Origin of the sequence: Cohnella soli, from assembly GCF_042655525.1 — a bacterium.
In the GTDB taxonomy this organism is placed as follows: domain Bacteria; phylum Bacillota; class Bacilli; order Paenibacillales; family Paenibacillaceae; genus Cohnella; species Cohnella soli.
Genome location: NZ_JBHSMI010000029.1, coordinates 196335 through 222183, shown reverse-complemented (window position 1 = coordinate 222183; position 25849 = coordinate 196335). Strand labels below are relative to the sequence as shown.

23 protein-coding genes are annotated in these 25849 nt (G+C 52.5%); 17 read left to right on the top strand and 6 right to left on the bottom strand.

The window, feature by feature from the left end; all coding sequences use genetic code 11:
• Window positions 1-59: 59 nt before the first annotated feature.
• Complete coding sequence (locus ACFPOF_RS21415; protein WP_378136436.1) at window positions 60-863, top strand: hypothetical protein; 804 nt, start codon at window positions 60-62, stop codon at window positions 861-863.
• 416 nt (window positions 864-1279) lie between these two features.
• On the opposite strand, the gene ACFPOF_RS21410 is transcribed toward ACFPOF_RS21415, so the two are convergent.
• Window positions 1280-2113 (bottom strand): AraC family transcriptional regulator, encoded by an 834-nt coding sequence (locus ACFPOF_RS21410; RefSeq protein WP_378136434.1) that lies wholly within the window; start codon window positions 2111-2113, stop codon window positions 1280-1282.
• A gap of 129 nt (window positions 2114-2242) precedes the next feature.
• Here ACFPOF_RS21410 and ACFPOF_RS21405 point away from each other — a divergent pair, with 129 nt between their 5' ends.
• Both ACFPOF_RS21405 and ACFPOF_RS21400 read left to right on the top strand, forming a co-directional pair.
• Window positions 2243-3211, top strand: a complete 969-nt coding sequence (locus ACFPOF_RS21405) for a Gfo/Idh/MocA family protein (protein WP_378136433.1) — start codon at window positions 2243-2245, stop codon at window positions 3209-3211.
• Between the two features lie 24 nt (window positions 3212-3235).
• Complete coding sequence (locus ACFPOF_RS21400) at window positions 3236-4003, top strand: TIM barrel protein (protein WP_378136431.1); 768 nt, start codon at window positions 3236-3238, stop codon at window positions 4001-4003.
• A gap of 209 nt (window positions 4004-4212) precedes the next feature.
• Here the strand turns inward: ACFPOF_RS21400 and ACFPOF_RS21395 are convergent, their stop codons facing one another.
• Window positions 4213-4794 carry an NAD(P)H-dependent oxidoreductase gene (locus ACFPOF_RS21395; RefSeq protein WP_378136429.1) on the bottom strand — a complete coding sequence of 194 codons (582 nt, stop codon included), beginning with the start codon at window positions 4792-4794 and terminating at the stop codon, window positions 4213-4215.
• Between the two features lie 137 nt (window positions 4795-4931).
• Here ACFPOF_RS21395 and ACFPOF_RS21390 point away from each other — a divergent pair, with 137 nt between their 5' ends.
• The 3 genes from ACFPOF_RS21390 to ACFPOF_RS21380 all read left to right on the top strand — a co-directional run bounded on the left by ACFPOF_RS21390 (window position 4932) and on the right by ACFPOF_RS21380 (window position 10204).
• Entirely contained in the window at window positions 4932-5954 is a 1023-nt protein-coding gene (locus ACFPOF_RS21390; protein ID WP_378136427.1) for an AraC family transcriptional regulator, read from the top strand.
• Window positions 5955-6117: 163 nt separating this feature from the next.
• Window positions 6118-7965 (top strand): methyl-accepting chemotaxis protein, encoded by a 1848-nt coding sequence (locus tag ACFPOF_RS21385; RefSeq protein ID WP_378136425.1) that lies wholly within the window; start codon window positions 6118-6120, stop codon window positions 7963-7965.
• A gap of 70 nt (window positions 7966-8035) precedes the next feature.
• Window positions 8036-10204, top strand: coding sequence for an EAL domain-containing protein (locus ACFPOF_RS21380; RefSeq protein ID WP_378136423.1), 2169 nt, complete (start codon window positions 8036-8038; stop codon window positions 10202-10204).
• A 146-nt stretch (window positions 10205-10350) separates the two neighbouring features.
• On the opposite strand, the gene ACFPOF_RS21375 is transcribed toward ACFPOF_RS21380, so the two are convergent.
• The 4 genes from ACFPOF_RS21375 to ACFPOF_RS21360 form a co-directional block, all read right to left on the bottom strand.
• Complete coding sequence (locus ACFPOF_RS21375) at window positions 10351-10824, bottom strand: DinB family protein (protein WP_378136421.1); 474 nt, start codon at window positions 10822-10824, stop codon at window positions 10351-10353.
• Between the two features lie 21 nt (window positions 10825-10845).
• The gene (locus ACFPOF_RS21370; protein WP_378136419.1) at window positions 10846-11379 is read right to left on the bottom strand and encodes a HugZ family pyridoxamine 5'-phosphate oxidase; all 534 of its coding nucleotides are present in this window, start codon (window positions 11377-11379) and stop codon (window positions 10846-10848) included.
• A 115-nt stretch (window positions 11380-11494) separates the two neighbouring features.
• Window positions 11495-13213 carry a SulP family inorganic anion transporter gene (locus tag ACFPOF_RS21365; RefSeq protein ID WP_378136417.1) on the bottom strand — a complete coding sequence of 573 codons (1719 nt, stop codon included), beginning with the start codon at window positions 13211-13213 and terminating at the stop codon, window positions 11495-11497.
• Window positions 13214-13304: 91 nt separating this feature from the next.
• Window positions 13305-13640: an ArsR/SmtB family transcription factor gene (locus ACFPOF_RS21360; RefSeq protein ID WP_378136416.1), complete on the bottom strand. Its 336-nt coding sequence runs from the start codon at window positions 13638-13640 to the stop codon at window positions 13305-13307.
• Between the two features lie 125 nt (window positions 13641-13765).
• Between ACFPOF_RS21360 and ACFPOF_RS21355 the strand changes: the two genes are divergently transcribed.
• From ACFPOF_RS21355 to ACFPOF_RS21305, 11 genes are all read left to right on the top strand, one after another.
• The gene (locus ACFPOF_RS21355) at window positions 13766-14107 is read left to right on the top strand and encodes a zinc ribbon domain-containing protein YjdM (RefSeq protein WP_378137096.1); all 342 of its coding nucleotides are present in this window, start codon (window positions 13766-13768) and stop codon (window positions 14105-14107) included.
• A 48-nt stretch (window positions 14108-14155) separates the two neighbouring features.
• Entirely contained in the window at window positions 14156-14839 is a 684-nt protein-coding gene (locus tag ACFPOF_RS21350; protein WP_378136414.1) for an MOSC domain-containing protein, read from the top strand.
• A 262-nt stretch (window positions 14840-15101) separates the two neighbouring features.
• Window positions 15102-16205, top strand: coding sequence for an amidohydrolase/deacetylase family metallohydrolase (locus tag ACFPOF_RS21345; protein WP_378136412.1), 1104 nt, complete (start codon window positions 15102-15104; stop codon window positions 16203-16205).
• On the top strand, window positions 16183-17286 hold the full coding sequence (locus ACFPOF_RS21340; RefSeq protein WP_378136410.1) for a DgaE family pyridoxal phosphate-dependent ammonia lyase: 1104 nt from the start codon (window positions 16183-16185) through the stop codon (window positions 17284-17286). Before ACFPOF_RS21345 ends, ACFPOF_RS21340 begins: the two co-directional genes overlap by 23 nt.
• A 1-nt stretch (window position 17287) precedes the next feature.
• Entirely contained in the window at window positions 17288-18043 is a 756-nt protein-coding gene (dagF, locus tag ACFPOF_RS21335; RefSeq protein WP_378136408.1) for a 2-dehydro-3-deoxy-phosphogluconate aldolase, read from the top strand.
• The gene (locus ACFPOF_RS21330) at window positions 18036-19088 is read left to right on the top strand and encodes a sugar kinase (RefSeq protein ID WP_378136407.1); all 1053 of its coding nucleotides are present in this window, start codon (window positions 18036-18038) and stop codon (window positions 19086-19088) included. Before dagF ends, ACFPOF_RS21330 begins: the two co-directional genes overlap by 8 nt.
• Window positions 19089-19817, top strand: a complete 729-nt coding sequence (locus ACFPOF_RS21325; RefSeq protein WP_378136405.1) for a GntR family transcriptional regulator — start codon at window positions 19089-19091, stop codon at window positions 19815-19817.
• Between the two features lie 247 nt (window positions 19818-20064).
• Entirely contained in the window at window positions 20065-21828 is a 1764-nt protein-coding gene (locus ACFPOF_RS21320; protein ID WP_378136403.1) for a cache domain-containing sensor histidine kinase, read from the top strand.
• A complete protein-coding gene (locus ACFPOF_RS21315; RefSeq protein ID WP_378136401.1) occupies window positions 21825-23381 on the top strand; it encodes an AraC family transcriptional regulator in 1557 nt (518 codons plus the stop codon). Before ACFPOF_RS21320 ends, ACFPOF_RS21315 begins: the two co-directional genes overlap by 4 nt.
• Window positions 23382-23523: 142 nt before the next feature.
• Window positions 23524-24864 carry an extracellular solute-binding protein gene (locus ACFPOF_RS21310; RefSeq protein WP_378136399.1) on the top strand — a complete coding sequence of 447 codons (1341 nt, stop codon included), beginning with the start codon at window positions 23524-23526 and terminating at the stop codon, window positions 24862-24864.
• Window positions 24865-24965: 101 nt separating this feature from the next.
• A complete protein-coding gene (locus ACFPOF_RS21305) occupies window positions 24966-25841 on the top strand; it encodes a carbohydrate ABC transporter permease (RefSeq protein ID WP_378136397.1) in 876 nt (291 codons plus the stop codon).
• Window positions 25842-25849 lie beyond the last annotated feature (8 nt).

The window sequence follows — 25849 nt, the reverse complement described above, 5'->3', positions numbered from 1 at the left end:
GAAGCAGTCTTATGCTATCATTGAGGATAATTATCATTATCATTGATTGGGGCATTTTTATGGGCATTGCTTACGATTTTTCCTTAGCAAAAGCTTATTTACATATCTCTCCCGAAGGCGCAGAGCATTTGCTGGAAGAGCATCATCCGAACGTGTTTTTCGACGAGCCTCGGCTGCAAGAGCTGATGCGCGTCGCGGGGACAACGGTTCAGGCGTATGATCTGAAGCTGCCGGGTTCCTTCTTGGGTACATCATTGGCGAATTTATGCTTGACCAAACTGATCTTCTTAGCGCAGTACGGATGTACGCTCGATCTTTCGGCCGATCGGATTCTTTTCCAGATCGAATACAAAGAAGGCCATGGACACCCGCATCTCGGTTATAAAGTCGTGGAAGTCGTTGCAAGCGAAATTCCTGAAAACGGTGGAGACGAGTTCGTATTAGCCGATTGGAGCGCCTATATTTCGGAGTTCGTGACACCGGCCGTAGAGGCGATCGCCAAGGCGGCAGGTTTTAAGCCGGAAGCAATATGGCAACAGTTCGGCGGCATCGTCGGAAATCTCGTTGATTTTGCCGAGAAATCGCCTATGCCCGAGGCGATGAAGGCGAGTCTCCTTCATCATGTCCGGCTGCTGTCCGAGTCTATTCCGCCCGAACTGTTCCATTCGAGAAGAAATCCGTTCATGAGCAAAATCCGTTACGTGGAAAGTCCTTATAAGGCCGGAGAGCAGTGGGTGATGAAATCTTCTTGCTGCTACTACGATGGTCGCGAAGGCGGGGAGAAATGTTTCGTTTGCCCAAAGTTGACCGAAGAAGACAGAAGGATCATGAAGGCGAATATTCAAGCTTCGATCTTATCATGATGCGGTCCGAAGATGCCGATTGCTCAAAAACACGCCGATGTGGGCGTGTTTTTTTATTGCTTGCTTTGTGGCGGATGTCCCACCGGAGAGAGAGATTGCGGATGTGAAAGCAATTCCCTCATCGGAGTCCCGTCGGAGGGGGAATTACTGCGGATGTGAAAGTAATTCCCTGCTCGGAGTCCCGTCGGAGGGGGAATTACTGCGGATGTGAAAGTAATTCCCTCATCGGAGTCCCGTCGGAGGGGGAATTACTGCGGATTTGAAAGCAATTCCCTGCTCGGAGTCCCGTCGGAGGGAGAATTACTGCGGATGTGAAAGTAATTCCGATCACGTTGGAGTTTTTGCTCGATGCGTTCAAGAAAGGTTTCCTTGGCAACGAATAACGTTTCTCAAACCACGCCACCCGGCGTGGTTTTTTACTGACCGAACAGGGAACGAAATTGAACAGGAGTCATGCCCGATTGCTTGCGGAACGTATGCACGAAATGACTGTCATCCTGGAACCCGACATCCGCAGCGATATCTTTCACCGTTCTGTCCCGATCCGCCAACAATTTCTCCTTTGATTTCTGAATCCGAAACTGGACCAAATATTGATAAGGGCTCATCCCCCAGCTTAGCCGGAACAGCTTGTTCAAATATTGGGGACTAACGCCGAGTTGCTGTGCCATTCGGTCGAGTCCCAGTGCAGCATCCCCATAACGTTCTTCGATGAGCAAGTAGATCGGTTTCAGTCTCTCATGTCCTTTGGACAAGGAAATCTGTCCGCTCGACTGACCGTATTTCTTGAGCAATGCCAGGAAGGCGTATACTTCAAGAGAGCCGTTAACGCCTGCAAAGTCGAAGCTGTAACCGAATTTCTCCCCATATTGTTCATGGATGAATGAGAGCGGGCTATTATCGCTCCAACTCACGGGGGCGTTCAATGGTAATGAAAGCGAAGCGACGATCGGGTTCGCGAGAGCGCCGTCGAAAGTCATATACCATGTCGTCCATCGTTCGGATTCCGGCCGATAACTGTGAGGCGTTCCGGCTTTCATCAGAATACCGTGGTTTGGCTGCAGCTTCATCGTGATTCCGTTCACAGTGAACAATCCGGAACCTTCAACCGTGTGGAGCCAGTGCAAACTTCCAAAGCCGTTCTCACGGTCGATCGGCGATTGTTCCACCAGGCCGACGCTCGTCAGATGAAGGGGAAGTTCTCTGTCCCATTCAGTCGTGACGAAATGCCTGCCGTAATAAGTTGACATGCTGCACCTCCTGTTTCATTTTACGATATGAGAAATGAATTATATTATATTTTAATCCGCTCTCCGCTGAACTACAATGAGGTCGAAGTTGAATAATTCGATATCCTGACTGCGGGAGAGGATCGGAACATGACATTAAAACTAGGTTTTATCGGAACAGGTGGCATTGCGAATCACCATATTCAAAACTTGGTCAAGATGGATGGAGTAAATCTGACTTCGTTCTACGACGTCGATCGTTCCAGGGCGGAGAAAGCGGCTTCGGAACACGAGGGAGCGAAGGCATTCGACCAATTGGATGACATGCTGGACAGTGCCAAGCTTGACGGCGTATATGTGTGCGTACCTCCGATGGCGCACGGCGAAGCGGAGCGGAAGCTCGTCGAACGCAGCATTCCTTTTCTAGTCGAGAAGCCACTAGGCATCGATCGGGAGACGCCCCGAATGATCGGAGAAGCGGTCAAACAAAACAAGCTGATCACGTCGGTCGGCTATCACTGGAGATACGATGCGTCCGCATTGCAAGCCAAACGAATATTGGAAAGCGATAAAGCAGGTATGGCGCTTGGCTACTGGATGGGTGGCATGCCGATGGTGCCTTGGTGGAGAGTCCAGGCGGGGTCCGGCGGCCAATTCGTGGAACAGACGACACATATCGTCGATCTGCTGCGATTCACTTGCGGGGAAATTGAAGAGGTATATGCGGCTTATGCTTTAAAGGTCATGGTGGAGAAAGTCGAAGGGACGGACGTGCCTGACGTCGGTACGGTGACGATGAAGCTGGCGAATGGGATGGTCGCCACCATCTCGAATACGTGTCTGCTCCCGGTTGGGCACCATGTCGGTCTGGATGTTTATACGGAGAACGGTATACTGGAGCTAAGGAGCGACGCGTTGACAGAGATTACGCGCGAGGGCTCGACTAAACATCCGAACGAAGCGAACCCTTATTTCCTCGAGGACGAAGCGTTCCTCCATGCACTTCGCACCGGGGACACTTCGAAGATTTTGTCCGATTACGAAGATTCGCTCAAGACGCACGACGTGACAATCGCTGCCAACGACTCGGCGGTTTCGGGCCAACCGGTCAAACTTTAAATTTAACGCAAGGAAGGGATTAACTTGAAATATTCATTGTGTATTGGGGCGTATTCGGGCAAAGACGAAGTATATCATTTGGAGAAAATCAAAGAGCATGGTTTGCACGGCCTAGAGTATTACGCTTGGTGGGACTTGCCGGACTTGCGCCGGACGGCGAAGGAGCAGGAAAGAATCGGCGTGGGCATCAGCACCACCTGCACGAAGTTCATCAGCTTGGTCGACGAATCGCTTAGGGACGCGTACATGGACGGCATTCGCCAGACGATCGAAGCTTGCAAAATTTTGAACGTCCGCTCGGTCATTTCCCAGACCGGCAACGAACTAGCCGGCGTTCCTCGCGACGTACAGCGACGGGCGATGGTCGAGACGTTAAAGCGCTGCGCCCCGTTGTTCGAAGAGGCGGGCATCGTACTGGAAGTCGAGCCGCTGAACGGACTCGTCGACCACGCGGGTCATTTCCTGCAGCGTTCCGATGAATCGGTCGACGTCATCGACCAGGTAGGCAGTTCGAATGTAAAGCTTGTGTTTGACGTCTACCACCAGCAGATAACAGAAGGCAACGTCATTCGCAACGCCACCGGCTACATCGACCGGATTAACCACTATCATATCGCGGACAATCCGGGCCGCAAGCAACCGGGAACCGGCGAACTTAATTACGTCAACATTTTGCGGGCAATCAAGGCAACAGGCTTCGACGGTTTCGTCGGTTTGGAATGCGGCTACACGATTGATACCGATGAGGCGGTCCGCCAGTACAAGGAAGACATCCTGGCGAAGGTGGAATAAAAATCCTGACCATCCGGAAACTTTTTCCATCCGGCTTCGTTTTGTTAGCGAAGAGCTAACGAAGGAGTTGCGTTCGCAACTCCCGAATATATCGGCACGATCGAGGCGGACGTGCATTACGAAGCAGGTCGATTTACTTTAACCGACTTTCGGTTTGTCGAGGACGAATAAGGCGGGGCGGGTTTCCGGAAGGAAACCTCGCCTTTTTCTTATGCCAAGCGCTCGCCGAGCCGACGCACGTCGGCCAGCCATTTGCCGCGTTGCTTCTCGGAAGACGATCTGAGGGGTCCGACCTCCGTAATTTTGACGGGGTTCACGCCGCAAAACCGCAAAATGTTGTTTTTCATGACGTTGTGGCCGGCGCGTTTGTAAACAAGCCAATTGTACCAGGACGGCGTGTCGGTCGTGACGATGAGACGAGCCGTCTTTCCTTTTAATAATTTGTCCCATAAGCTCGAGTTGTCGCGATACTTAAAGGCGAAACCGGACAGCAGAATGCGGTCGAGAAAACCCTTCAACAAGGCGGGCATCGTCCCCCACCACGTCGGATAGATGAAAACAAGATGGTCGGCCCAACGGATCAACTTTTGTGCTTCCAGCAGTGCCGGCTCCAGTTCCGTCCTCCGGCGATAGCCGAACTTCAATATCGGCGTAAAATCGATGCGACCGAGGTCTATGTTTTGCACGCTGGCTTCGCGCCCGGCAGCACCTTCCTTGTATGCTTCCGACAATGCCGCGCAGAAGCTTTGATCGTCGGGATGCCCGTTAATGATTAGAATTTTCGGTTTCATTTCTGCTATTCCTCCTCCAATTGCCTCCGTGATACACTTAGCGGAGAACATCTGTACTAAGCATAATTCGATCCGAAGACGGATGCTATGATCGCGGACGCAACGCAATTGCTCATTCGCGCAAAGGAGGTAACGGCATGATTTCCCGGGGAATTGCGATATCCATGGCGTATCCGATTATGAAAACGCTCGCCCGCAAAGGTTACGACGCAGAACTTTTTTGTCGCGCTGTGTCTTTCGATTACTCACTCCTTCAAGATATCGAAGCTAGAATCGAAGAGTCGGAACTGGAGCGCCTAATGCTCGCTGCCGCCGAGTATTCGAACGACGAACATTTCGGTTTAAATCAGGGCGGCATGATGGAGTTCGCCGATATGGGCGTACTCGGTTACGTGTTGCTGCATTCAAAGACGATATCGGATGCGTTAAACGCGTACCGTAAATATAACGATATTTTGTGCAGCGGAATTAATCTGCTCTGGGATGTTCGTGGCGATGAAGCTTCGATCTCGTTGCTCCCTCAGCGCAGTAGCCCAATATCCCGACATTGCGTAGAAGATATGGCGCATTCGCTCTACCGGCTTATATCGAAGCTGAGCAACCGGCCGATCACTCTAAGAGCCGTTCATTTCGCGCATGAGACGCCTGCCGATATCGCGCCCTACGTTCAAGCGTTCGGCGTCGTTCCCCGCTTTGGCGAACGGTCGACACAGCTTGTACTCGACCAAGCCGTCCTGAACGACCCGGTGTTGTATGCCGACGAGAAGCTGCTGGACATGTTCGAGACGATCGTTCAAGACACTTTATCCGGCTGGGAAAGAGAAGGCGAGTACGCCGACAAGATCGTCGACTGGCTTCGAACTTGCATGCCATCGCATTTCCCTACGTTGCGCCAGACGGCGGACGCTTTCGGGACGAGTACGAGAACGCTGCAGAACAAGCTAAAAGAAGAGCGGACGTCTTTCGTGGAGTTGACGGCGAGGGTGCGCAAAGAGATGGCGATCCGTTTTTTGAAGCAAACGAAGTTTTCGGTCGGAGACATCGCCTACGCGCTTCATTTCTCCGAACCGAGCGCTTTCCAGAGCGCTTTCAAGAAGTGGACCGGACAGACCCCGGGACAGTATCGTAATCACAAGGGCGCGGCTATAGCCGTCAATTGATAAGGTCAATACAAAGTAAGAACCGTCAAAACGCCTTGACGGTTTTTTTTGCATTCAATCCGAAAGATTGATCATCTTCCATACATTGCTAACATTTACTACACAAATCTTCTAACAACCTCGGCTTATGATAAAGTCAGTTATTATCTTAAGGAGTGACGTAATGATATCCGTCCTAAATCGTGTCAAAAGTGTCAAAACAAAAACGATGTTAATCATATTGCCGCTCGTCGTGCTTGTTTTTATCGCGATGATCGGAGTCGCATTCGCCTACTCGCGGCAGATTATCGTCAAACAAACGGGATATGGTATGGAAAAACAGTTAAATGGCATTGTGGAAAACGTAGAGAACAGCCTGTCCGCACATGCCAAGCTCACGGAAACTTTCGCAAGAACCGCGGAAGCGCGCGGGACTTTGAACACGCTGAACGATTACCGGGCGATGACCAGCCGGGCGGTTGACGCCAATGCGACGACGTTCGGCCTCGGCATTTTCTTCGAACCGTATAAGCACGACGTCGGCTCCAAATATTTCTCTACTTACGTGTATCGCGACGGGGAGAAGAAAGTATCAACGGAAGATTACAACAGTCCGGATTACGATTACCCGAATCAGGAATGGTACAAGATCGTCGGTCCGAAGGGCGTGGATGGCATTCAATATTCCGAGCCGTACTACGATGAGCGGACCGGTGTTACAATGGTCACCATCTCCGTCCCGATGTTCGACGCGAAAGATGAGTTTCTGGGTGTCGTTACAGGTGATATCAACCTGTCGACGATACAACGCTCGATCACGGAGACGAAAGTCGGCGATACGGGATGGGCGTATTTGGCTGATGCGGATGGCAAATATCTTGCTGGCAAAGACAAACAGCCTCCGAGCGAGCAAAGCGACATTCGCACGTATGAAGCGGTCGTTCCGTCGGCGGGCTGGCAATTGACCATCGCCGTTACGAACAAGGAATTGAACGAGCCGATTCAAGGACTGATTGTTAAGATTGCCATTGTAGGTCTAATTGGGATTTTCATTATCGTCGCCGCCATATTTGCCTACAGTCGCATGATCGCGAATCAGATCAAGAAAGTGAATGAGCTGTCGGATTATATGGCGCAAGGGGACTTCACCCACGTTATCGTTCCGGATACGAAAGACGAATTCGGCACAATGAGCATCAACTTTAACCGAGCGATGGCGATGATACGTAATCTGGTCGCTGACATCATTCAGGTGACAGGCAATTTGACGACTAGCAACAAGGAGCTTTCCGTTAGCGTGAACGAGATCGCGATGGGCAATCAGAATCAGGCCGAATTGGTCGAAGATGTAACGCAGAAAATCGAGACGATGACAAGCGGCATTAACCGTGTTGCCGCCCATTCCAAAGAAGTGGCCGAGTCGACGGCGGAAGCGGCAGAACGGGCGAATGACGGCGGGCGCATTATTCGGAATGCGATCGGTGAGATGAGTCGAATCAGCGATAAAATCAACGAGCTGTCCGACAACTCCAAGCAGATCGGTGATATAATTGAGGTGATTGAAGACATTTCTTCCCAGACGAATCTGCTCGCCTTAAACGCGGCAATCGAGGCGGCACGTGCGGGAGAAGTAGGCAAAGGGTTTGCAGTCGTCGCTGACGAAGTGCGCAAGCTCGCCGAACGAAGCACGGAATCGACAAGGCGGATCGGAGGCATTATCGCGAATATTCAGAAGCAGACGGAGGCATCCGTAGCCGCCGTATCGGAAGGGAACGAGATGGCGAAGCAAGCGGCCTCTGCGTTCGAGGACATCATCGAGAGAATTCATCAATCATCAAGAAGAGTATCCGAGATCGCTTCGGCCAGCAAAGAGCAGTCTTCGCAGAGCACGGAAGTGTCGCTGCAAGTGCAGAGCATGTCTGCTGTAACGGAACAGACGTCGGCAGGGGCTGAAGAGAACGCGGCGATGGCCGGGCAATTGACGGAGATGGCGGACAAGCTTCAGCGGCTGATCGACAAGTTCAAAGTTTGATTACATAAGCTCGCAGATCCCATTTGATAACTCCATATGTGGCAACAACATAAAGGAGGGTGAAAGACCCTTGATCGAAGCAAACGCTCGTTCAGCCGGCTATCCCAAGAAAGTGATGGTTGTTGACGACTCGGCGGTTATGAGACGACTGGTTCAGGCAATCCTCGAGAAGGACCCGGCTTTCGTCGTCGTCGCAACGGCTTCTAACGGACAGGAAGCGTTGGACCGACTGGCAGAGCTTCAATTGGACTTGATTACGTTGGATGTGGAAATGCCGGTAATGGACGGATTGACTGCGCTTCAGAAAATGATGTCCGACTATACAGTTCCAGTCGTCATGTTGAGCAGCTATACCAACGAAGGGTCCACATTTGCCTTTGATGCATTGGCGATGGGAGCAGCGGACTTTTTCCATAAAGATATGCTATTTATTCAGCCGCCCAATCCGTTGTTCGTGGATGAATTCCTGATGCGTTGCAAAGCCGCGCCCGGCTCGCAAACCCCTTGGCGGATTAAAGAAAGATGGGACGGTATCGACGGCATCATGCAACTGTTCATCGGGTTCATGGCTAGTTGTACGGACGAGCAAGTTGTCGTGTCCGACTCCTTGCTTCAGGTCGTGAACAAGTTGAACGGGATGATCTATGCTTTTAAAGAAGAGAACGGGAGGTTCAACCATACGAAGTATGCGGGAGAAATGTTGAAGAAGCTCGGCATTTCGACGTCTCGGGTGATCGGCGAAGGATTGGAATCGTTCTATCCTGCCGAGATTACGGGGTTCATCTCTACGCTGTATCGCCGAGCGTGGGACGGAGAGGATTCCGTTTTCTACGAATTCGAATGGAAAGAATCAGTTATCCAAGGCGTATTTCAGCCGATCCGCCAAAACGGGACCGTTGTCGAGGTGTGCGGACTTGCGCTCGACATGACAGAGCAGAAACGACTGAAGGACCAGCTCAACCTGTTAAATATGCACGACCCTTTGACAGGGCTGCCCCATCGGAGATATGTGCGGGAAGCGATGGACGAATTCGTCGCTTCGCGGGATAGTTTCAGCGTTTTCTTCATCAATCTGGATCACTTCAAAATCGCTAACGACACGCTAGGGCACGAAGTAGGCGACAAAGTGTTGCAATTGACGGCACGGCGGTTAAAGACGTTCGATCGCGACAATACGGTTATTTTCCGCGCGGGTGGGGACGAGTTTGTGGTGCTTGCCGCAGACTTGACGAAAGAGGCGGAAGCTCGGCTATCGGAGCAGATGCGACTTGCGCTCGGGCATCCGGTCCGAATCGATAATCATGATGTACAGATGTCGGCTAGCATCGGAATTTGCCGATTCCCCGATGATCACCAAGACCCTGAGCATTTATCGAGATACGCGCATATTGCGATGGACCATGCCAAGTCGCTAGGCGGAAATTGTTGCCAGACGTTCGAGCCGTCGTTCCAGGAGAAAATGCAGTTGCGAATGACGATTGAGCGACACTTGCGAAAGGCGATCGAGCTGAACGAACTTTCGCTTCATTATCAGCCGCAGATCGATACGTTGAATGGCCGGATCGTCGGCTTCGAATGTTTGGTTCGCTGGGACAATTCGGAGCTCGGCAGAGTATCTCCCGCTACATTTATTCCGGTCGCGGAAGAAACGGGGCTTATTTATGATATTGGTGAATGGGCGCTGCGCGAAGGTTGCCTCCAAAACAAACGATGGCAGGATGAGGGGATTATTCACGTACCTGTGGCGGTGAACCTGTCACCGAGCCAATTTTACGACCAGAAGCTGAAGGAACGAATCGAATCGGTGCTGGCCGAAACCGGACTCGATCCGGCGTATCTGGTGTTGGAAATAACAGAAGGAATGACGATGCACGTCCAAGGTTCGATAGCTGCGCTGAAGGACTTGAAGGCGCTTGGCGTCAGCATTGCGATCGACGATTTCGGGATCGGCTACAGCTCGTTAAGTTACTTGAAGGAATTCCCGATCGACAAGCTAAAGATTGATCAATCTTTTGTCAGAGGGATGAAAGACCACCCCATCAATACGGCTATCGTTCATGCGGTCCAATCGATGGCATCATGCCTCGGATTGGATGTAATTGCGGAAGGCGTAGAGACGGAAGAGCAGGTTGAGATGCTTACCGAGCTCGGATGCAGGACGATGCAAGGTTATTTATTCAGCTTTCCGATCGTTGCGGCGCAGGTACCGGAACTGAGCCGGAATTATGCAAACGTGTAGCCTGAATAGATCATCAGATCGATAGGACTTGCGGTTGCCGGGTAAGAAGTACGCGACGTTTCGCCGGACCATCGTCATAATCGAATTGTGACGATGTCGGCGATGGCCCGGTTCGATAAACGAGTCGAAGAAGTGAAGGAGGCTCATTAGTGAACTTGTGTTGCCGACTGGTTTTCCTTCGTTGCTTTTTGGATGAGAGAAATTTGCCCGGCGTGGATGCCGGTATGGTACATCAGCCTGCCGACGGCTTCGAGCGGTGTCGTGACGCCCATAGGAGATTCGACCGGTTCGGTCCATTTGTTTTCCGGTAAACTTTTCATTGCCTCAATCAGATGATCGTTTGAAGCTTCTAGGAACGCGATCAGTTCGTCCAGGCTGGACATGTCGACTTTGATGTTCGCCGCTCCGCGCCCCGTATGGATCTCGATATCCTCCGGTATTTTGCGGTCAAAGTACCATTCCGCGAACATGTACTCGACTTCGCCATTATGACGCAGCATCGAACCGATCGAAGCGCTGCCTAGCGAGAGAGACAGGTCGGATTCCGGCAGCCCGCGAACCGTTTTGTGGAATCGCGATTGAATGGCTTGCCAGATTGGAAGTACAGTTGTAATCGCCATAAAGTAACAACTCCTTAAGTTTTAAGAGGATTGCTCTGATGTAGAATCGGATGAGTTGGCCTGCTTATGTCCATCGCGAGCTACGTGGTCAAATTTCTCGCCGGCGAGGTCGATGTCGAACGCTTGGCCGAAGCCGGCGACATAACGGCCTTCACGGGCGGTCAGTTCAAATAAAGAGAAGTCGAGGCCGCGAAGCATGCCGATCATGCTTTTCCCGAATCTTTCTTCGAACTGCGCGAACAATTCCTCGTGCCCTTCGTTGCCAATGTTAACGGCCGTGCAGACGAACCGCGCGCGTTGACGAGCGAACAGGTTGGCTGAAGCCGATTCGTCTTCAATGAGCATCGCGTCGACGAACGGATGGTTCTCGATGTGGCGGTAATGATGCGCGATGCTGCTGATGTACACGTACAGTTTGCCGTTTAGCTTAACGAACGGGGCGTAGGAGACGAACGGATTGCCGTTTCCGTCCACTGTGCTCAGCATGAGCGTTTTCAGGCTATTCGCGAACATTAAATACTGAAGCTTAATCTTTTCTTTATCCAATTGTTTCATCGGAAGTCCCTCGGCTTTCCATTTAACTGATAACAATTCTCATTATATTGATATTAATTCTCATTATCAATTAAAATTCACGCAAAAAGTAAAAATAAATGTTTTCGCAACTAAACTATTGTGCGTTTCCCTTCGACAGCGCCTGGCATTCGCGGAACGCGAAATGCTGGCAGCCGATGCATTTGGCGGATTCCAGATGACGCAGGGCGTAATCGATGGCGTCTCCGGTATGCGCGAAGAAGCGATCGTCCCCGATCAATGCATGGAGTCCCGTCTTCTTGACGACTTCCATTGCTTGAGGCTGAATGCCCGATATGAGAACAATTCCGCCATGTTTGCCGAAGTCTGTTGCCAAGCTGGCCAGTTTGGCCTCGCCCGTCATATCCATATAAGTTACTTTCGACATGCGGATAATCCAAAGATGGGGGCGCAGGCGGAACGTATCGCGAATCGCTTTCTCCAACCTGTGCGCAGTTCCGAAAAAGAGCGGACCATCCAAAGTCGTAATGCTGATCTGCGGACAATCATGACTTTCGCTGACGATGTGAGCTCTTACTTTTTCACGTTTGTCGGCCGAATCGGGCAGCACTTTCGTTACAGTCAGCAGTTCGCTCATCCGCTTAACGAACAAAATAACGGACAAAACAAGACCGACTTCGACGGACGTTGTTAAATCGGTGAAGACGGTTAACAGGAATGTAATGAGCAGCACGATGGAATCGCTTGTTTTCGTTCGCAGCACGTGCATAAACTCTTTGCGTTCGCTCATATTCCACGCGACCATCATCAGAATCGGAGCCATGCTTGCGAGCGGGATTTCGGAAGCGAAGGGGGCGAATAGCAGGAGGATGAGCAACACGGCGACGCCGTGCACGACGCCTGATATCGGCGAGGTCGCTCCGTTCTTGATATTCGTTGCCGTGCGGGCGATGGCGCCTGTCGCAGGTATGCCGCCGAAAAGAGGTACCGCCATGTTCGCAATGCCTTGCCCGACAAGCTCGCGGTTGCTATTGTGGCGCGCGCCTGTCATGCCGTCTGCAACGACGGCCGACAGCAACGATTCTATGCCTCCAAGCATTGCGATAACAAGCGCAGGGCGAAGGAGCGTCTGGACGCGGTCCCACGTCATATCCGGGAAATGAAAGTGAGGAAGCGAGCTCGGGATCGCTCCGAACGATGAGCCGATCGTGGCGACATGGCCTTTGAAGAATAAGGTTGCTATGATGCTGGAAGCAATGAGTCCGACGAGCGAACCGGGAATTTTGGGCAAATATTTGGAGGTGAGCAACATAGCTGCCAAGCAGATTGCCGCGGTCGCGACGCTATAAGCGTTAAAGGTGGACAGATGAGTTGCGATTTCTTTCATGTTAGGGAGGAAATGCTCGTGTTTCACGGTGCCGGTAAGGCCGAGGAATTGCACGATTTGACCGCTGAAGATGATAACGGCGATACCAGCCGTAAAGCCTATCGTAACGGGGCGCGGAATAAACTTGATGAGCGCGCCGAGCCTGAGGACGCCCATGATCACAAGGATAATGCCGGCCATAAATCCGGCGATCAATAAATTCTCGTACCCGTATTGCAAGACGATAGCGAACAGAATTGGGATGAAAGCGCCGGTCGGACCTCCGATTTGATAGCGAGACCCCCCGAGCAAGGAGATAAGTATGCCAGCGATAATCGTCGTATAGATGCCGTATTCGGGCTTGACTCCGGAAGCAATAGCAAACGCCATCCCTAACGGAATGGCGATAATGCCGACGATCAGCCCGGAGACGATATCCTTGCGAAAAGAGGAAGCGCGATAACCTTCATATCTTCCCGTCCATTTCATCCCCATACCTTCTATTCTTAAATATTTGATTATTTGAATATATTAAAAATACTACTCCCGTCAATGTTTATTGTCAATGTGTATCGCTCGATTATTGTTCGTTGCGAATGCCTTCAAGCAGCGAAATAGCATCGACAAGATGGTTGTCGAAAATTTGCTTCGCGACGGCTAGCAGATCTTTAATTAACGGATCTCTTAACGAATAGATGACCGACGTCCCGTCTTTGATCGTGCTGACGACGTTTTTATTTCGCAAGACGGCCAATTGCTGGGATACGGCGGAGCCTTCCGAGCCTAGGATGTTTTGCAGCTCGTTGACGTTGCGGTCGCCTTCGCTAAGTACTTCGAGAATTCGTATTCTCATCGGATGCGCCAGAGCTTTAAAAAATTCGGATTTGAAATGTTGAATGTCGGTGAGACGGTTCATTGGATTAGCTCCCTACTGACTATTGAGTGTATGAAGTGTATAAATATAATAACACATGTGATAATATGTAAACCTGTTATGCCTTGCATCATGATATAGCTGTAATGGAAACGGAGAGATGAATGATGGCGGAATACCCGAATTGCCCCCAATGCGATTCACAGTATACGTACGAAGACGGGGGATTGTTGATTTGTCCCGAGTGCGCGCACGAATGGTCGAGAGAGCAGGAATCGGATGATAGCTCGGATCTCCGTATTGTCAAGGACGCCAATGGCAATCTATTAAATGACGGGGATACCGTAACCGTTATTAAAGATCTTAAAGTGAAAGGCAGCTCGTCCGTCCTTAAGATCGGCACTAAAGTAAAAAACATTCGCCTCGTCGACGGGGATCACAATATCGATTGCAAAATCGACGGATTCGGCGCGATGAAGTTAAAATCCGAATTCGTCAAAAAAGGGTGAACTGGCTTGCTGGGCTGATCTCCATACATTGTCGTGAGGAGCCGTATCATGAATAATGTCGATATTCTTTCGATCAACGTGGGCATGCCGACACAGGTGACTTACAAGAACAAGGAAGTGTCAACAGGAATACATAAGCGTCCCGCAGAGGGACCGTTATTTCTGACATGGACCAATTTTGCAGGGGACGGGCAGGCTGATCTTGTTCATCACGGAGGCAAGGAGAAGGCTGTATGCGTCTACCCCCACGAACATTATGCATATTGGGAAAATGATTTGAAGAGAACGTTGAACTACGGCGCATTCGGAGAAAATTTGACGATACGAGGGCTGCTGGAGAAAGACGTGTGCATTGGCGATACTTTCGCGCTTGGCGAGGCAGTCGTGCAAGTGAGCCAGCCGCGGCAACCTTGTTTTAAGTTGTCCGTCAAATACGATGCACCGGACATGCCTCTCAAAGTGCAAAATACCGGCTACACCGGCTTTTATTTTCGCGTGCTGAAGGAAGGACTCGTGTCCCGGGAGGATGGATGCCGCCTGCTGTCCCGTCATCCCAAAGCAATATCGGTCGACTACGCCAATCGAATGATGCACCATGAGAAAGACAATGTCGCAGGCATTCGGAGCCTTCTGGAAGTAGACGCACTTTCGATAAGCTGGCGTGCGACGTTGACGAAACGTCTGAACGGTACCGAGCAGGACACGCGAGACAGATTGGTCGGACAGGATTGACATTCTTACCGTCCGTCGTATACCTATACGGCGGACCACGCCGCCCCGAGCAGGCAACTAGACTAACCCCATAATTTACTCCAACTCTTCACCCCTCCTATGTACCAGCCCAGCGAATTTGTTCGTCTAACTCGACATACGAGAATAACAATCCCTCGCCAAGGAAACATTATAATGTTTGTTGACCGCCAACCGTTTCCGATGTAGAGTAAACATTATAACGTTATGTACATTCAACGATGAAACCGAAGGTGACACAAACGTGAAAGACAGATACGTTTTGCGAAGCGCACAGCTTGTTAGCGGCGTTCCCGTCGATATTGTCGTGGAGGACGGCGCAATTGCGGAAGTGGCGGAAGCGGGACGTGCGGCGGCGGGCGTGATCGAGCAAGATTGCACCGGTTTATATGTGTCAAGCGGGTGGATCGATTTGCACGTCCATGCGGTTCCCGAGTTCGATCCATACGGGGACGAGATCGACGAGATCGGCATCAAACAAGGCGTCACGACGATCGTTGATGCAGGAAGCTGCGGCGCGGATCGGATCGGCGACTTGGCGGCAAGCCGGGAGCGGGCACGTACGAACGTATTGGCGCTACTGAACGTTTCGCGGATCGGCCTTGCGAGAATCGACGAGCTGTCTGACTTGGCTTGGATCGACCGCGGGCTCGCGATCGACACGGCGCGGAAATATCCGGACTTCATCGTCGGATTAAAAGCAAGAATGAGCGGCAGCGTCGTGAAGGAAAACGGCATCGAGCCGCTTCGGATCGCCCGCGACATCGCGAGAGAAACGAACTTACCGATTATGGTTCACATCGGATCGGCTCCGCCGCGCATTCAGGACATTTTGCCTTTGCTGAACGGGAACGATGTCGTGACGCATTTCCTTAACGGCAAAAGCAACAATTTGTTTGACGCCGACGGTCGGCCGTTGCCCGAGCTTGTCGACGCAATCGCAAGAGGCTTACGGATGGACGTCGGCCATGGAACGGCGAGCTTCTCGTTCAAGACGGCGGAAGCGGCGCAACGAAGCGGCATCGCGTTCGACACGATCAGCTCGGACATTTATAGAGGCAATCGGTTAAACGGACCGGTTCGCAGTCTGGCGCACGTCATGTCCAAGTTTCTGGCGCTCGGTTATCCGTTTGCCGACGTCATCAACGCAGTGACCGTTCGCGCTGCCGAGTGGCTGAACAAGCCGGAACTCGGTCGCATTCAGGTCGGAGACGCGGCAAACTTGACGCTTTTCGAAGTTCGGCAAGAGCGGACGGAATTCGTTGATTCCGAAGGTGGCAAGCGGATAGGCACTCATCATCTTTATGCTAAAGGGGTTTTCGTTAATGGCCGATTCTTTGAATGCTAAATACGGGTTAAAACGCGTAATAAACGCGAGCGGTCGAATGAGCATCCTTGGCGTGTCGGCGCCGACCGATTCGGTCATGGAAGCGATGAAGCGCGGCGGGCAAAGCTATGTCGAGATCGCCGATCTCGTCGACAAGGCGGGCGATCACATCGCCGGAATCCTTGGATCCGAGGCGGCGGTCGTCGTCAATTCGGCGTCAAGCGGCATCGCATTATGCGTTGCCGGCATCGTCACGCAAGGCAATCGTCGGAGAAGCGAGCTGCTGCATCAAGATCCGATCGAGAAAAACGAAGTCCTCATCCTTAAAGGCCATAATGTTCAATACGGAGCGCCGGTCGAGACGATGGTGTTCCTCGGCGGCGGTAAGCTTGTCGAAGTCGGTTATGCGAACGAAGGCAATGCCGAGCATATCGAAGATGCGATCAGCGAGCGCACGGCAGCAATTTTGTACGTAAAATCCCATCACGCCGTACAGAAAAATATGATTTCCGTCGAAGAAGCGTGGGCGGTAGCGCAAAGAAACGACGTTCCTCTCATCGTCGACGCGGCGGCAGAAGAAGATATTCGCAAGTACGTCAAGTTCTCCGATCTTGCGATCTACAGCGGGTCCAAAGCGATCGAAGGGCCGACGTCCGGCATCGTCGGCGGCAAGCGCCAATTCGTAGAGATGGTGAAAGTCCAACTCCACGGCATCGGCCGGAGTATGAAAGTCGGCAAGGAGACGACGTTCGGCTTGCTGCAAGCGCTGGACGAATATTTGGACAAGCCAGACAACAGCGAACGGGAGAAAGCGTCGCTACAGACGCTTATGCCTCTGAACGAATCGCCTGGCGTTAAAGTCACGATCGTACAGGACGAAGCGGGACGAGCGATCTTCCGTGCGAGAATCCAGATCGATCCGGCCGAGTCCGGTACGACGGCCAAAGAAGTCGTTCACGGATTGCAAAATGGCGATATCGCCATCTATACGCGCGACTACGGCGTCAAGCAAGGATATTTCGATATCGATCCGCGTCCGCTGCTCGGTGACGACATCGACGTAATCGCGGCAACTATTCGCAAGTTAACGGGAGGCAACTAACATGTCCAACATGAACAAACGATTATACAAAAGCCGCGCGGCGCTGAACGTGCTGGCGAACAGCGTAGACAATGCGAAAGAAGTATTCGACGCTGCCGAAGGACATGTGCTCGTAGGCGTGCTATCGAAAGATTACCCGACCGTCGAGGCGGCGGTCGAAGCGATGAAACGTTACGGTGAAGCGATCGATGAAGCGGTGTCCATCGGACTCGGGGCGGGCGACAATCGGCAAGCGGCAGTCGTCGCGGAAATCGCCAAATATTATCCGGGCACTCATATTAATCAGGTGTTCCCGGCGGTAGGAGCGACCCGCGCCAACCTGAACGGACGGGATAGTTGGATTAACAGCCTCGTCTCGCCAACAGGTCAAGTCGGCTACGTCAACATTTCGACCGGCCCGATCAGCGCCGCTCAGCGGGAACCCGCGATCGTGCCGGTGAAAACCGCGATTGCGCTTGTGCGGGATATGGGCGGCGATGCGCTCAAATATTTCCCGATGAACGGATTAAGCCGGGAAGACGAATTACGCGCTGTCGCGCAAGCGTGCGCGGAAGAAGGATTCGCGCTCGAGCCGACGGGCGGCATCGATATGGACAACTTCGAGCCGATCCTGCGCATTGCGCTTGAAGCAGGTGTACCGCAAGTCATTCCGCACGTGTATTCTTCGATCATCGACAAAGCGACAGGCAAGACGAACGTAGCCGATGTGCAAGCTTTGCTCGCAACGATGAAGAGGCTGGTCGAGGCCCATGGCTGACCGCAATCGCACTGAACATTATCGCAACAGCCGGTCGCGCGTGGCCGTGTTCGGCGAAGTCATGATGCGGCTGCAGACGCCGGGTTACGAACTTCTGACCCAAGCGAGCAATCTTAGCTACTCCTTCTCCGGCACGGGCGTTAACGTCGGCTCCGCGCTCGCCCGATTCGGGCACCGTGCGGAACTCGTCACGGTGTTGCCGGACAACCCGCTCGGCGACGCGGCGGAAGCGTTCGCTCGTAAGCTTGGCTTGTCGACGGACTTCATCGCCCGTTCGGGGAAATACGTCGGCATGTATTTCCTGGAGAGCGGTTTTGGCGCTCGTCCCGGCAGGGTCACTTATTCTAACCGGCAGGAAAGCAGCTTTAATACGGCGCCGGCAGACACTTACGATTACGAAGCAATTGCATCCAGTGTGGACGTTGCGCACTTCTGCGGCATCACGCTTGCCATGAATGACGGCGTTCGCCGCCATCTGCTCGAGTTGGCTCGAGCCGTCAAAACAAGCGGCGGCCGCGTCGTATTCGATTGCAACTATCGGCCGGCGCACTGGGGCGAAGACGGATACGCGAAAGCGAAGCCTTTTTACGAAGAGATGCTTGCTTTGGCAGATACAACGATGATGAACGAGAAAGACGCGATGCTGATTCTAGGCATGCCGACGGATCGCACGGAAAGGCACGAACAATTGATCGATCTTATCCCTCAGGTGGCGGATCGCTACGGCATTTCCTCAATTGCGGGCACCCATCGCACGATTAATGCGGACAACACGCAAACGCTGCAAGGCTATTTGTATAAAGACGGGCGTTTCGTCTTCTCCGACCCGGTTACCTTCGCCGTCCATGATCGGATCGGGGCCGGCGATGCGTTCGCAAGCGGTATCATCCACGGAGAACTGAGCGGGTTCGAGCCGGATCGGACGGTTCGTTTCGCGGTTGCGGCCGCAGTGCTCGCCCACACGATAACAGGAGACACGCCGATGTCCGGCGAGAAAGACATCGAACGCGCCATGACGGCAACCGTCGGCGATGTGGAAAGGTAGATGACGCCTGTGCAACGTTCCCGCGGCAAGCCGCTTTACGTGCAAGTGATGAACGTGTTGAAGGACCGCATTCTGCACGGAGTCTATCCGGTCGGCACGCTTATTCCTTCCGAGCCTCAGCTGGAAGAGGAATTTAACGTCAGCAAAATTACGGTGCGTGCCGCCATCAAGGAGCTTGCTCAAGACGGCTACGTAGAGAAAGGCAGCGGCAAAGGCACGAAAGTGATCCGCAACACATCGACCTCGAAGCTGTCCAAGCTGAAGCGGTTCACGGAAGTGCTCGTCGAAGAAGGCCACCGCATACGCAAGGAACTGCTGGCAGCGGAAATGGTCACGACGGAGATCGACTCCATTCCGCGGCAATTGTTCGGGAAGACATGCCTGAAGATTGAACGCATTTACCGGCTGAACGGCGAGCCTTACATTTATTTCGCGCATTATTTGACAGCAAAAGTCGCCGGCATCGAACCGTCGGATTTGGACGAGCAATCGCTATACGGCTTGCTGGAAGATCGTCAGGTATTCCTGGACAAGTACCGGGACGAATTTTCCGTTATCGCGGAAGCGTCGCAGCGGACGAAAGAAGCGCTCGGGCTTGGAGACGGACCGGGCAAGCCGCTGCTCAAGCGGGTTCGCTATTCTTTCGATGGGAACGGTGAACCGGCCGAATTCAGCGAAGGTTATTACGATACGGACAAGCATCATTACGTCGTCAATTACGACGTTTAAATGGCAAGCTCCCTCTTAGGGCGTGTATTCAAACTCACTCAGGGACACCTTTCACCGCCTTTTCGCCCCCTGCTTCGTCACTTTTGCTCGACGTACCCCCGGTACGCCTTCGCAAAAGTTCCTTGCATGGAACGAAAATTCGGCAAAATTTGCTGCCCTCGGAGTTTGAATACACGCCCCAGGCAAGAGGGAGTTTGCCGTTGCATGATCTGCTCGGATTAGCGAGGACGGAAGGGGATCGACGGGCATGACCGGCTGGTTCAGAAGATCGTTGAAACGCAAAATTACGTTCCTGCTTCTTGTTGCGATTTTGGTGCCGTTATTATCGTTGGGGCTATTCTCTTATTACATTGCTTCCGATCTGACGGAAGAGAAAGCGAAGCAATCGGGAATAAGCATCATGGAGCAGATGGGCTCGAACCTCGAGTTTTTTATGCGCGACATCGAGAACAGCTCGATTTTTCTCATCGGCAACAAAGACGTTCAACAGTATTTGAACGCTTCGAAGGAAGAGGCGAATTTGCGGGAAAACCGGATGACGGAATTTCTTTCGAACTTGATGTATTCGAAATCTTACGTATCCGACATTACGGTCTACCCTGCCAGCGAGGCGTTACCCGTGTCGAATACGACCATTTTTCAAGTGGAAGTACCGGATATCACGACTAGCGAGCCGGACTATTACGTCGATCATCCGTATTGGTGGACACCGTTGTATCCGATACATACGGCCGCGGGAAAGAAAAACGTCATCTCGCTCGTCCGCCCGGTCCGCAATTTATTTACCTTTAAGGATTTGGGCAAAATCGTCATTAGCCTGGACGAGAGCTTCGTGGCGAAGACGCTGCGGAAATCGGGCATTGGCGATAACGGCTTCATGCTGCTCGCGGACGGAGGCGGTAACGTATTGTCAAGCTCGATGACGTCTCCGCCACGGAAGATCCGCGCCATTTTCCCGGAGTTACCCGCGATGCCCGGCATGTCCGGTTCCCTTAACTATGGAACGGGGGCGGGCAAAATGACGGTATTGTACCGCAAGCTGCCTGAGTCGGACTGGACGCTGATCGGTGCGATTCCTTTTGCGGAATACAAGTCCCAGAATCGTTACGTTCTCGCGCTGACCGCGGCGGCGGTCGGCGTTGCGCTGCTTGCGATCGTTGTGCTTGTCGTTTTTTTCATCCAGCGGCTGACCCGGCCGCTTCGCATGCTGACGAGCTTTTTGAAAGACACCGATCCCGAAGAGCCCATGCGGACGTATCCGGTCGAATCGATGGATGAAGTCGGGCAGCTCGTGCGCAGTTACAATAAGTTGAGCGAACGAATAGAGGCATTGACAGACCAGGTCAAAAAGACCGAGGCGACGAAGACGGAAGCGGATATGCAGGCGCTTCAAGCGCAGATCAACCCGCATTTCCTATACAACACGCTTTCATCCATTCACTGGATGGCGCTCATGAACGAAGATCGGCAAACGGCCGATATGGTCGGTAATTTGAGCGATTTTCTTCGCTTCAGCTTGAACAAGGGAGCGCAGTTCACAACAGTCGAGCAGGAGATCGCCCATGTGCGCCATTACGCCAACATTCAAGCGATGCGTTACCCGGATCAGTTCGACATCGTGTTCGCAGTTGAGCAGCGGCTGTATGATAAGCGGATTTTGAAGCTGCTGCTTCAGCCGCTCATCGAGAACGCGCTTGTTCACGGACTGCAGAAGAAGCCGGGCAAAGGGGCAATCAGCGTGCATGCAAGCATGCAGACTGATTCAATGACGTTCACCGTCGAAGATTCGGGAGCTGGCATCGAACCGGACAAGCTGGCATTCATTATCGCCCGAATTAACGAACCGGAAGATGTGAACGGCGAAGCGAAAGACCATTACGGGCTGCGCAATGTGAACAGTAGACTGCTGCTGCACTATGGTGCAGAGGCGGTTCTGCATATCGAGAGCACGGCGGGCGTCGGGACGAGAATATCGTTTACGCTGCCGGTAACGGAGGATGCGATAGGATGAAAATTATGATCGTGGACGACGAGGTCATCATCCGTAACGGTCTAAGTACCGTCATTAATTGGGAGGAGCTCGGCTTTACGCTGCTGCCTCCCGCCGCTTCCGCCGAGGAGGCGTTGTTCAGATTCCGTGACGAGCAACCGAACATTGTGCTTTCCGATATTAAGATGGCGGGCATGGACGGCATCGCGATGGCTTCCGAGATGAAGAGACAGTCGCCTGATACGGAGATTATTATCCTGACCGGTTTCGATACGTTTACATTCGCGCAGCAGGCGATCCGTGAAGGCGTGAGCGATTATTTGTTGAAATCGAGCCGACCGGAAGAAATCATTATGGCGGCGATGAAAGCGAAGCAGCGGCTGCAGGAGCGATGGGAGTCGAACGAGGAAATGAGCCGGGGACGTTCGGCGTTCCGCGACCGACTGTTGGAGCGGCTAGCCGCGGAAGGGACTTTAAGCGGCCAATCCGAGGAATCGGCCGATGAGTTGCTGCCGCGACTTCGCTTGACTGAAAATCGACTGTCTCTGCAGGTGCTGCTGCTGACGGCAGGAGGATGGGGGGACCGGCTCGAAGATCTGGCTCTCGCTCGCTTCGCCGTCGCCAACATTGTGCAGGAAATATTGCCATGCGAGACGTTGCTTCATAAAGACAAAATTCTCGTTGTGCTAAATCAAGCAGCCGAAGCCGAAGGGACGACTTCGAGCCTCGAGACGGAGTTCGGGCGAATAAGCCGGAAGCTGAAGTGTAAGCTGTTCGTTGCCGCAGGCTCGACAGTCGATTCGATCGAGAAATTGAAGCGATCTTGCGAGGAAGCAGAATACGCCTTCGCTTATCGGTGGATTGCCAAGGAAGATACGTTCATTCCGTTCGAAAGCGTCAAAGGCAGGCAAGGCGGCAGAAAGGTCTGCTCAGAGGAAGAGGAAACCAAACTTGTCTCCATCGCCAAGTCGGGCAGCGTCATTGAGCTCCGGCAATGGGTAGACGAGACAGTGTCCGGCCAACTGTCCGATCCGGAAGTGACGCCCGACTCGCTTCGCGCTTATTTGCAATCGATTATATTATTCGGCAGACGCTGGCTGGAGCGGGTCGTTTCGACGGTCGGAGAGCCGTCGTCGCTGGCCGAACTGCAGCGTCAAGATGTACACGAACGAGCGGATAACCTTAACCCCTACGAGACGTTATTCGCCCCGCTCAAAACCATCATGGACGTATATAGGGAAACGATGTCCGGCGAGCGGGTATCTTATATCAAAAGAGCGATCGCGTACATTAAAGATCACCTGGACCGGAATTTGACGCTGCAGCAAGTAGCCAAGCACGTGCATCTGAATCCAAACCATTTCAGCGAAGTGTTTAAGCGGGAGACGGGACTGACTTACATTGAATTCGTGACCAAGGAACGCATTGCCCGTGCGATGGAGCTGCTTGATAGTACGCCGATGAAAGTCGCGGAAATCGCCGGACGCGTCGGATACGAAGATGTGAAGTATTTCGGCCAGCTGTTCAAGAAAACGACCGGGCGAACGCCATCCGAGTATCGGGATAAGAGGTAGAAAGATTTAGAACCTGATCGATGTCCCCCATGAACCTGAAGCGTGTCCCCTGCCGTTTGATGCTTGTCCCCTCTATACTGAGGTTATTCCACCGCATCAATCACACAGATGAACGACAACAGAAATCAGGAGGGGTTTATGGATGAAAAAGAAACTTACCGTCTTGGCGACTACACTCGTCACTGCTTCGCTCGTCCTTGCCGCTTGCGGCAGCAAAAACGACGGAGGCAATGCAAGCAACGCTCCTAGCGGTTCGTCCGATAACGGTAACAAAGAAAAAGTCACGCTCTCGATCTGGCATAACTATACGGGCGACGATCAACGGGCCACTACGATGCGCGCCATTCTCGATGAATATAAGAAAAGTCATCCCAATGTAGAACTGGACGTTCAAGCGATTCCGCCGGACGGATACCGTACGCGTCTGAAAACGGTCGCCGCGGCGAACGAAATGCCGGACCTGTTCGTCATGTGGCCGGGCGTTATGACGAAGGAATTCCAAGCAGGCAACTTGTTGCAACCGATCAACGAGTTGTTGGACAAGCAGCCGGACTGGAAGAACGGATTCCTGCCGGGCTCCTTCGACGGCTTTACGATCGGAAGCGACATTTACAGCGCGCCGATCGCATTGTCCCCGACTTCGATTCTGTACTACAACAAATCGATTCTCGATGCCAATGGCTTGCAGCCGCCTAAAACGTGGGACGACCTGCTGAAAGCGGTCGACGTGCTGAAAGCGAAAAAGATTACGCCAATCGCGCTCGGCAACAAAGCGGCATGGCTTGCGCAATCGAGTATTTTCAGCTCCTTGGCCGACCGCGTAACGGGCACGGAATGGTTCTTGAACGCAGCGTCCAACAAAGGCGCGAAGTTTACGGACCCTGAGTTCATCAAGGCGCTTCAATACTTGCAAGACCTCGGCAAAGCAGGCGCTTTCCAAGAAGGCTTCAACTCGATCGACAACACGCAAATGGAACAATATTTCGCGCAAGGCAAGTCGGCTATGATGATCGACGGCGGATGGGCGCTGACGAACCTCGCGGCTTCTGCTTCCAAGGAAGCGCTTGAGCAAATGGGCGCGACGGTATTGCCTTCGATGCCGGACGGCAAGGGCGATCCGAACACGTTGTCCGGCGTAGTCGGCACAGGCATCGGCATGAGCGCAAAAGTTACAGGCGCGAAGAAAGAAGCGGCGTTGGATCTGATGTACACGCTGGCAGGTCCAGATGCTCAGAAGCGCGTGCTGGAGAGCAACCAGCTCGTCAGTTACAAAGTCGATCTCGACAAGTCGAAAGTGACTCCGATTTTCGCGCAAGTGTACGAACTCGTTAACAGCGTAACTCGCACTCCGGTATACGACGGCGTCTTGTCTTCTGCGGTTGCCGACGAACTGAATAACGGCCTGCAAGAGCTGCTCATGGGCGGCAAGCCGGAAGCGATCGCGAAGAAAGTTCAAGCGGCGCAAGAAAGATCCGCGAAGTAATCGCTCCGACACATTCACATTCGGGTTCCGTTCTCCCTCGCGTATGAAGCAAGCGGGAGGACGGTTACCCGTTCTACTCGCATTGAAATGGAGGGGGCGTTATGACGTCTGCCGGACGCGCCAGAAGATTTATCGTGATCGGTCTTCTCCCTGCGCTGCTGTTGTTCTCGTTCTTCGTTATCGTCCCGATTATTTGGTCCGCTTACTATGGCTTCTTCGATTGGAAGGGCATCGGCGCGGCGAAATTTATCGGTTTGGATAACTATTCGGAAATCATTAACGACGAAGTGTTCTGGCGTTCCTTGAAAAACAACATGCTCGTCGTCGCCGCATCGGTGTTCGGCCAAGTGCCGATTGCGCTTGTACTGGCGTTATTGCTGCTTAAAAACAGGTGGATTCACAAGTTCGTCCGGACGGCGGTTTTCATGCCGATGGTATTGTCTTCGGTCGTCGTCGGCATCATTTGGGGTTACATTTATCATCCGGAAATCGGTATTTTGAACTTCTTGCTGGACAGTCTTGGACTGGGTTCGTGGAAGCACCAATGGCTCAGCGATATGAAAATTTCCATGTATTCTCTTATGGTTCCGATCATCTGGAACTATATCGGGCCTTATCTGATTATGTTTATCGCCGCTTTGCACAACATTCCGGGAGAGATGGACGATGCAGCCCAGATCGACGGAGCAAGCGGAGCTCGCAAATTGTTTTCCATAACCTTGCCATTAATATGGGACACGATCAAAGTCGCAGTCGTTCTATGTATCTCCGGTAGTCTTAAGTCGTTCGACTTGATCTATATTATGACCGGGGGCGGACCGGCCCACTCGACCGAAGTGCTCGCATCCTATATGTACAATAATACATTCGCGATTTATCGTTTCGGATACGGCAGCGCGGTATCGACCGCTATCATTATTATCAGCCTTGTTCTGATCGCCGGCAGCCAATATCTCATGAAAACGAAAAAGAGCTAAGGGGGACC

Coding starts and splice junctions, on each gene's coding strand:
- ACFPOF_RS21375 (WP_378136421.1), bottom strand. CDS start 10,824: ATGGCGATTACAACTGTACTTCCAATCTGGCAAGCCATTCAATCGCGA.
- ACFPOF_RS21395 (WP_378136429.1), bottom strand. CDS start 4,794: ATGAAACCGAAAATTCTAATCATTAACGGGCATCCCGACGATCAAAGC.
- ACFPOF_RS21325 (WP_378136405.1), top strand. CDS start 19,089: ATGACGCCTGTGCAACGTTCCCGCGGCAAGCCGCTTTACGTGCAAGTG.
- ACFPOF_RS21370 (WP_378136419.1), bottom strand. CDS start 11,379: ATGAAACAATTGGATAAAGAAAAGATTAAGCTTCAGTATTTAATGTTC.
- ACFPOF_RS21320 (WP_378136403.1), top strand. CDS start 20,065: ATGACCGGCTGGTTCAGAAGATCGTTGAAACGCAAAATTACGTTCCTG.
- ACFPOF_RS21310 (WP_378136399.1), top strand. CDS start 23,524: ATGAAAAAGAAACTTACCGTCTTGGCGACTACACTCGTCACTGCTTCG.
- ACFPOF_RS21385 (WP_378136425.1), top strand. CDS start 6,118: ATGATATCCGTCCTAAATCGTGTCAAAAGTGTCAAAACAAAAACGATG.
- ACFPOF_RS21410 (WP_378136434.1), bottom strand. CDS start 2,113: ATGTCAACTTATTACGGCAGGCATTTCGTCACGACTGAATGGGACAGA.
- ACFPOF_RS21355 (WP_378137096.1), top strand. CDS start 13,766: ATGGCGGAATACCCGAATTGCCCCCAATGCGATTCACAGTATACGTAC.
- ACFPOF_RS21415 (WP_378136436.1), top strand. CDS start 60: ATGGGCATTGCTTACGATTTTTCCTTAGCAAAAGCTTATTTACATATC.
- ACFPOF_RS21350 (WP_378136414.1), top strand. CDS start 14,156: ATGAATAATGTCGATATTCTTTCGATCAACGTGGGCATGCCGACACAG.
- ACFPOF_RS21365 (WP_378136417.1), bottom strand. CDS start 13,213: ATGAAATGGACGGGAAGATATGAAGGTTATCGCGCTTCCTCTTTTCGC.
- ACFPOF_RS21390 (WP_378136427.1), top strand. CDS start 4,932: ATGATTTCCCGGGGAATTGCGATATCCATGGCGTATCCGATTATGAAA.
- ACFPOF_RS21340 (WP_378136410.1), top strand. CDS start 16,183: ATGGCCGATTCTTTGAATGCTAAATACGGGTTAAAACGCGTAATAAAC.
- ACFPOF_RS21405 (WP_378136433.1), top strand. CDS start 2,243: ATGACATTAAAACTAGGTTTTATCGGAACAGGTGGCATTGCGAATCAC.
- dagF (WP_378136408.1), top strand. CDS start 17,288: ATGTCCAACATGAACAAACGATTATACAAAAGCCGCGCGGCGCTGAAC.
- ACFPOF_RS21305 (WP_378136397.1), top strand. CDS start 24,966: ATGACGTCTGCCGGACGCGCCAGAAGATTTATCGTGATCGGTCTTCTC.
- ACFPOF_RS21330 (WP_378136407.1), top strand. CDS start 18,036: ATGGCTGACCGCAATCGCACTGAACATTATCGCAACAGCCGGTCGCGC.
- ACFPOF_RS21360 (WP_378136416.1), bottom strand. CDS start 13,640: ATGAACCGTCTCACCGACATTCAACATTTCAAATCCGAATTTTTTAAA.
- ACFPOF_RS21315 (WP_378136401.1), top strand. CDS start 21,825: ATGAAAATTATGATCGTGGACGACGAGGTCATCATCCGTAACGGTCTA.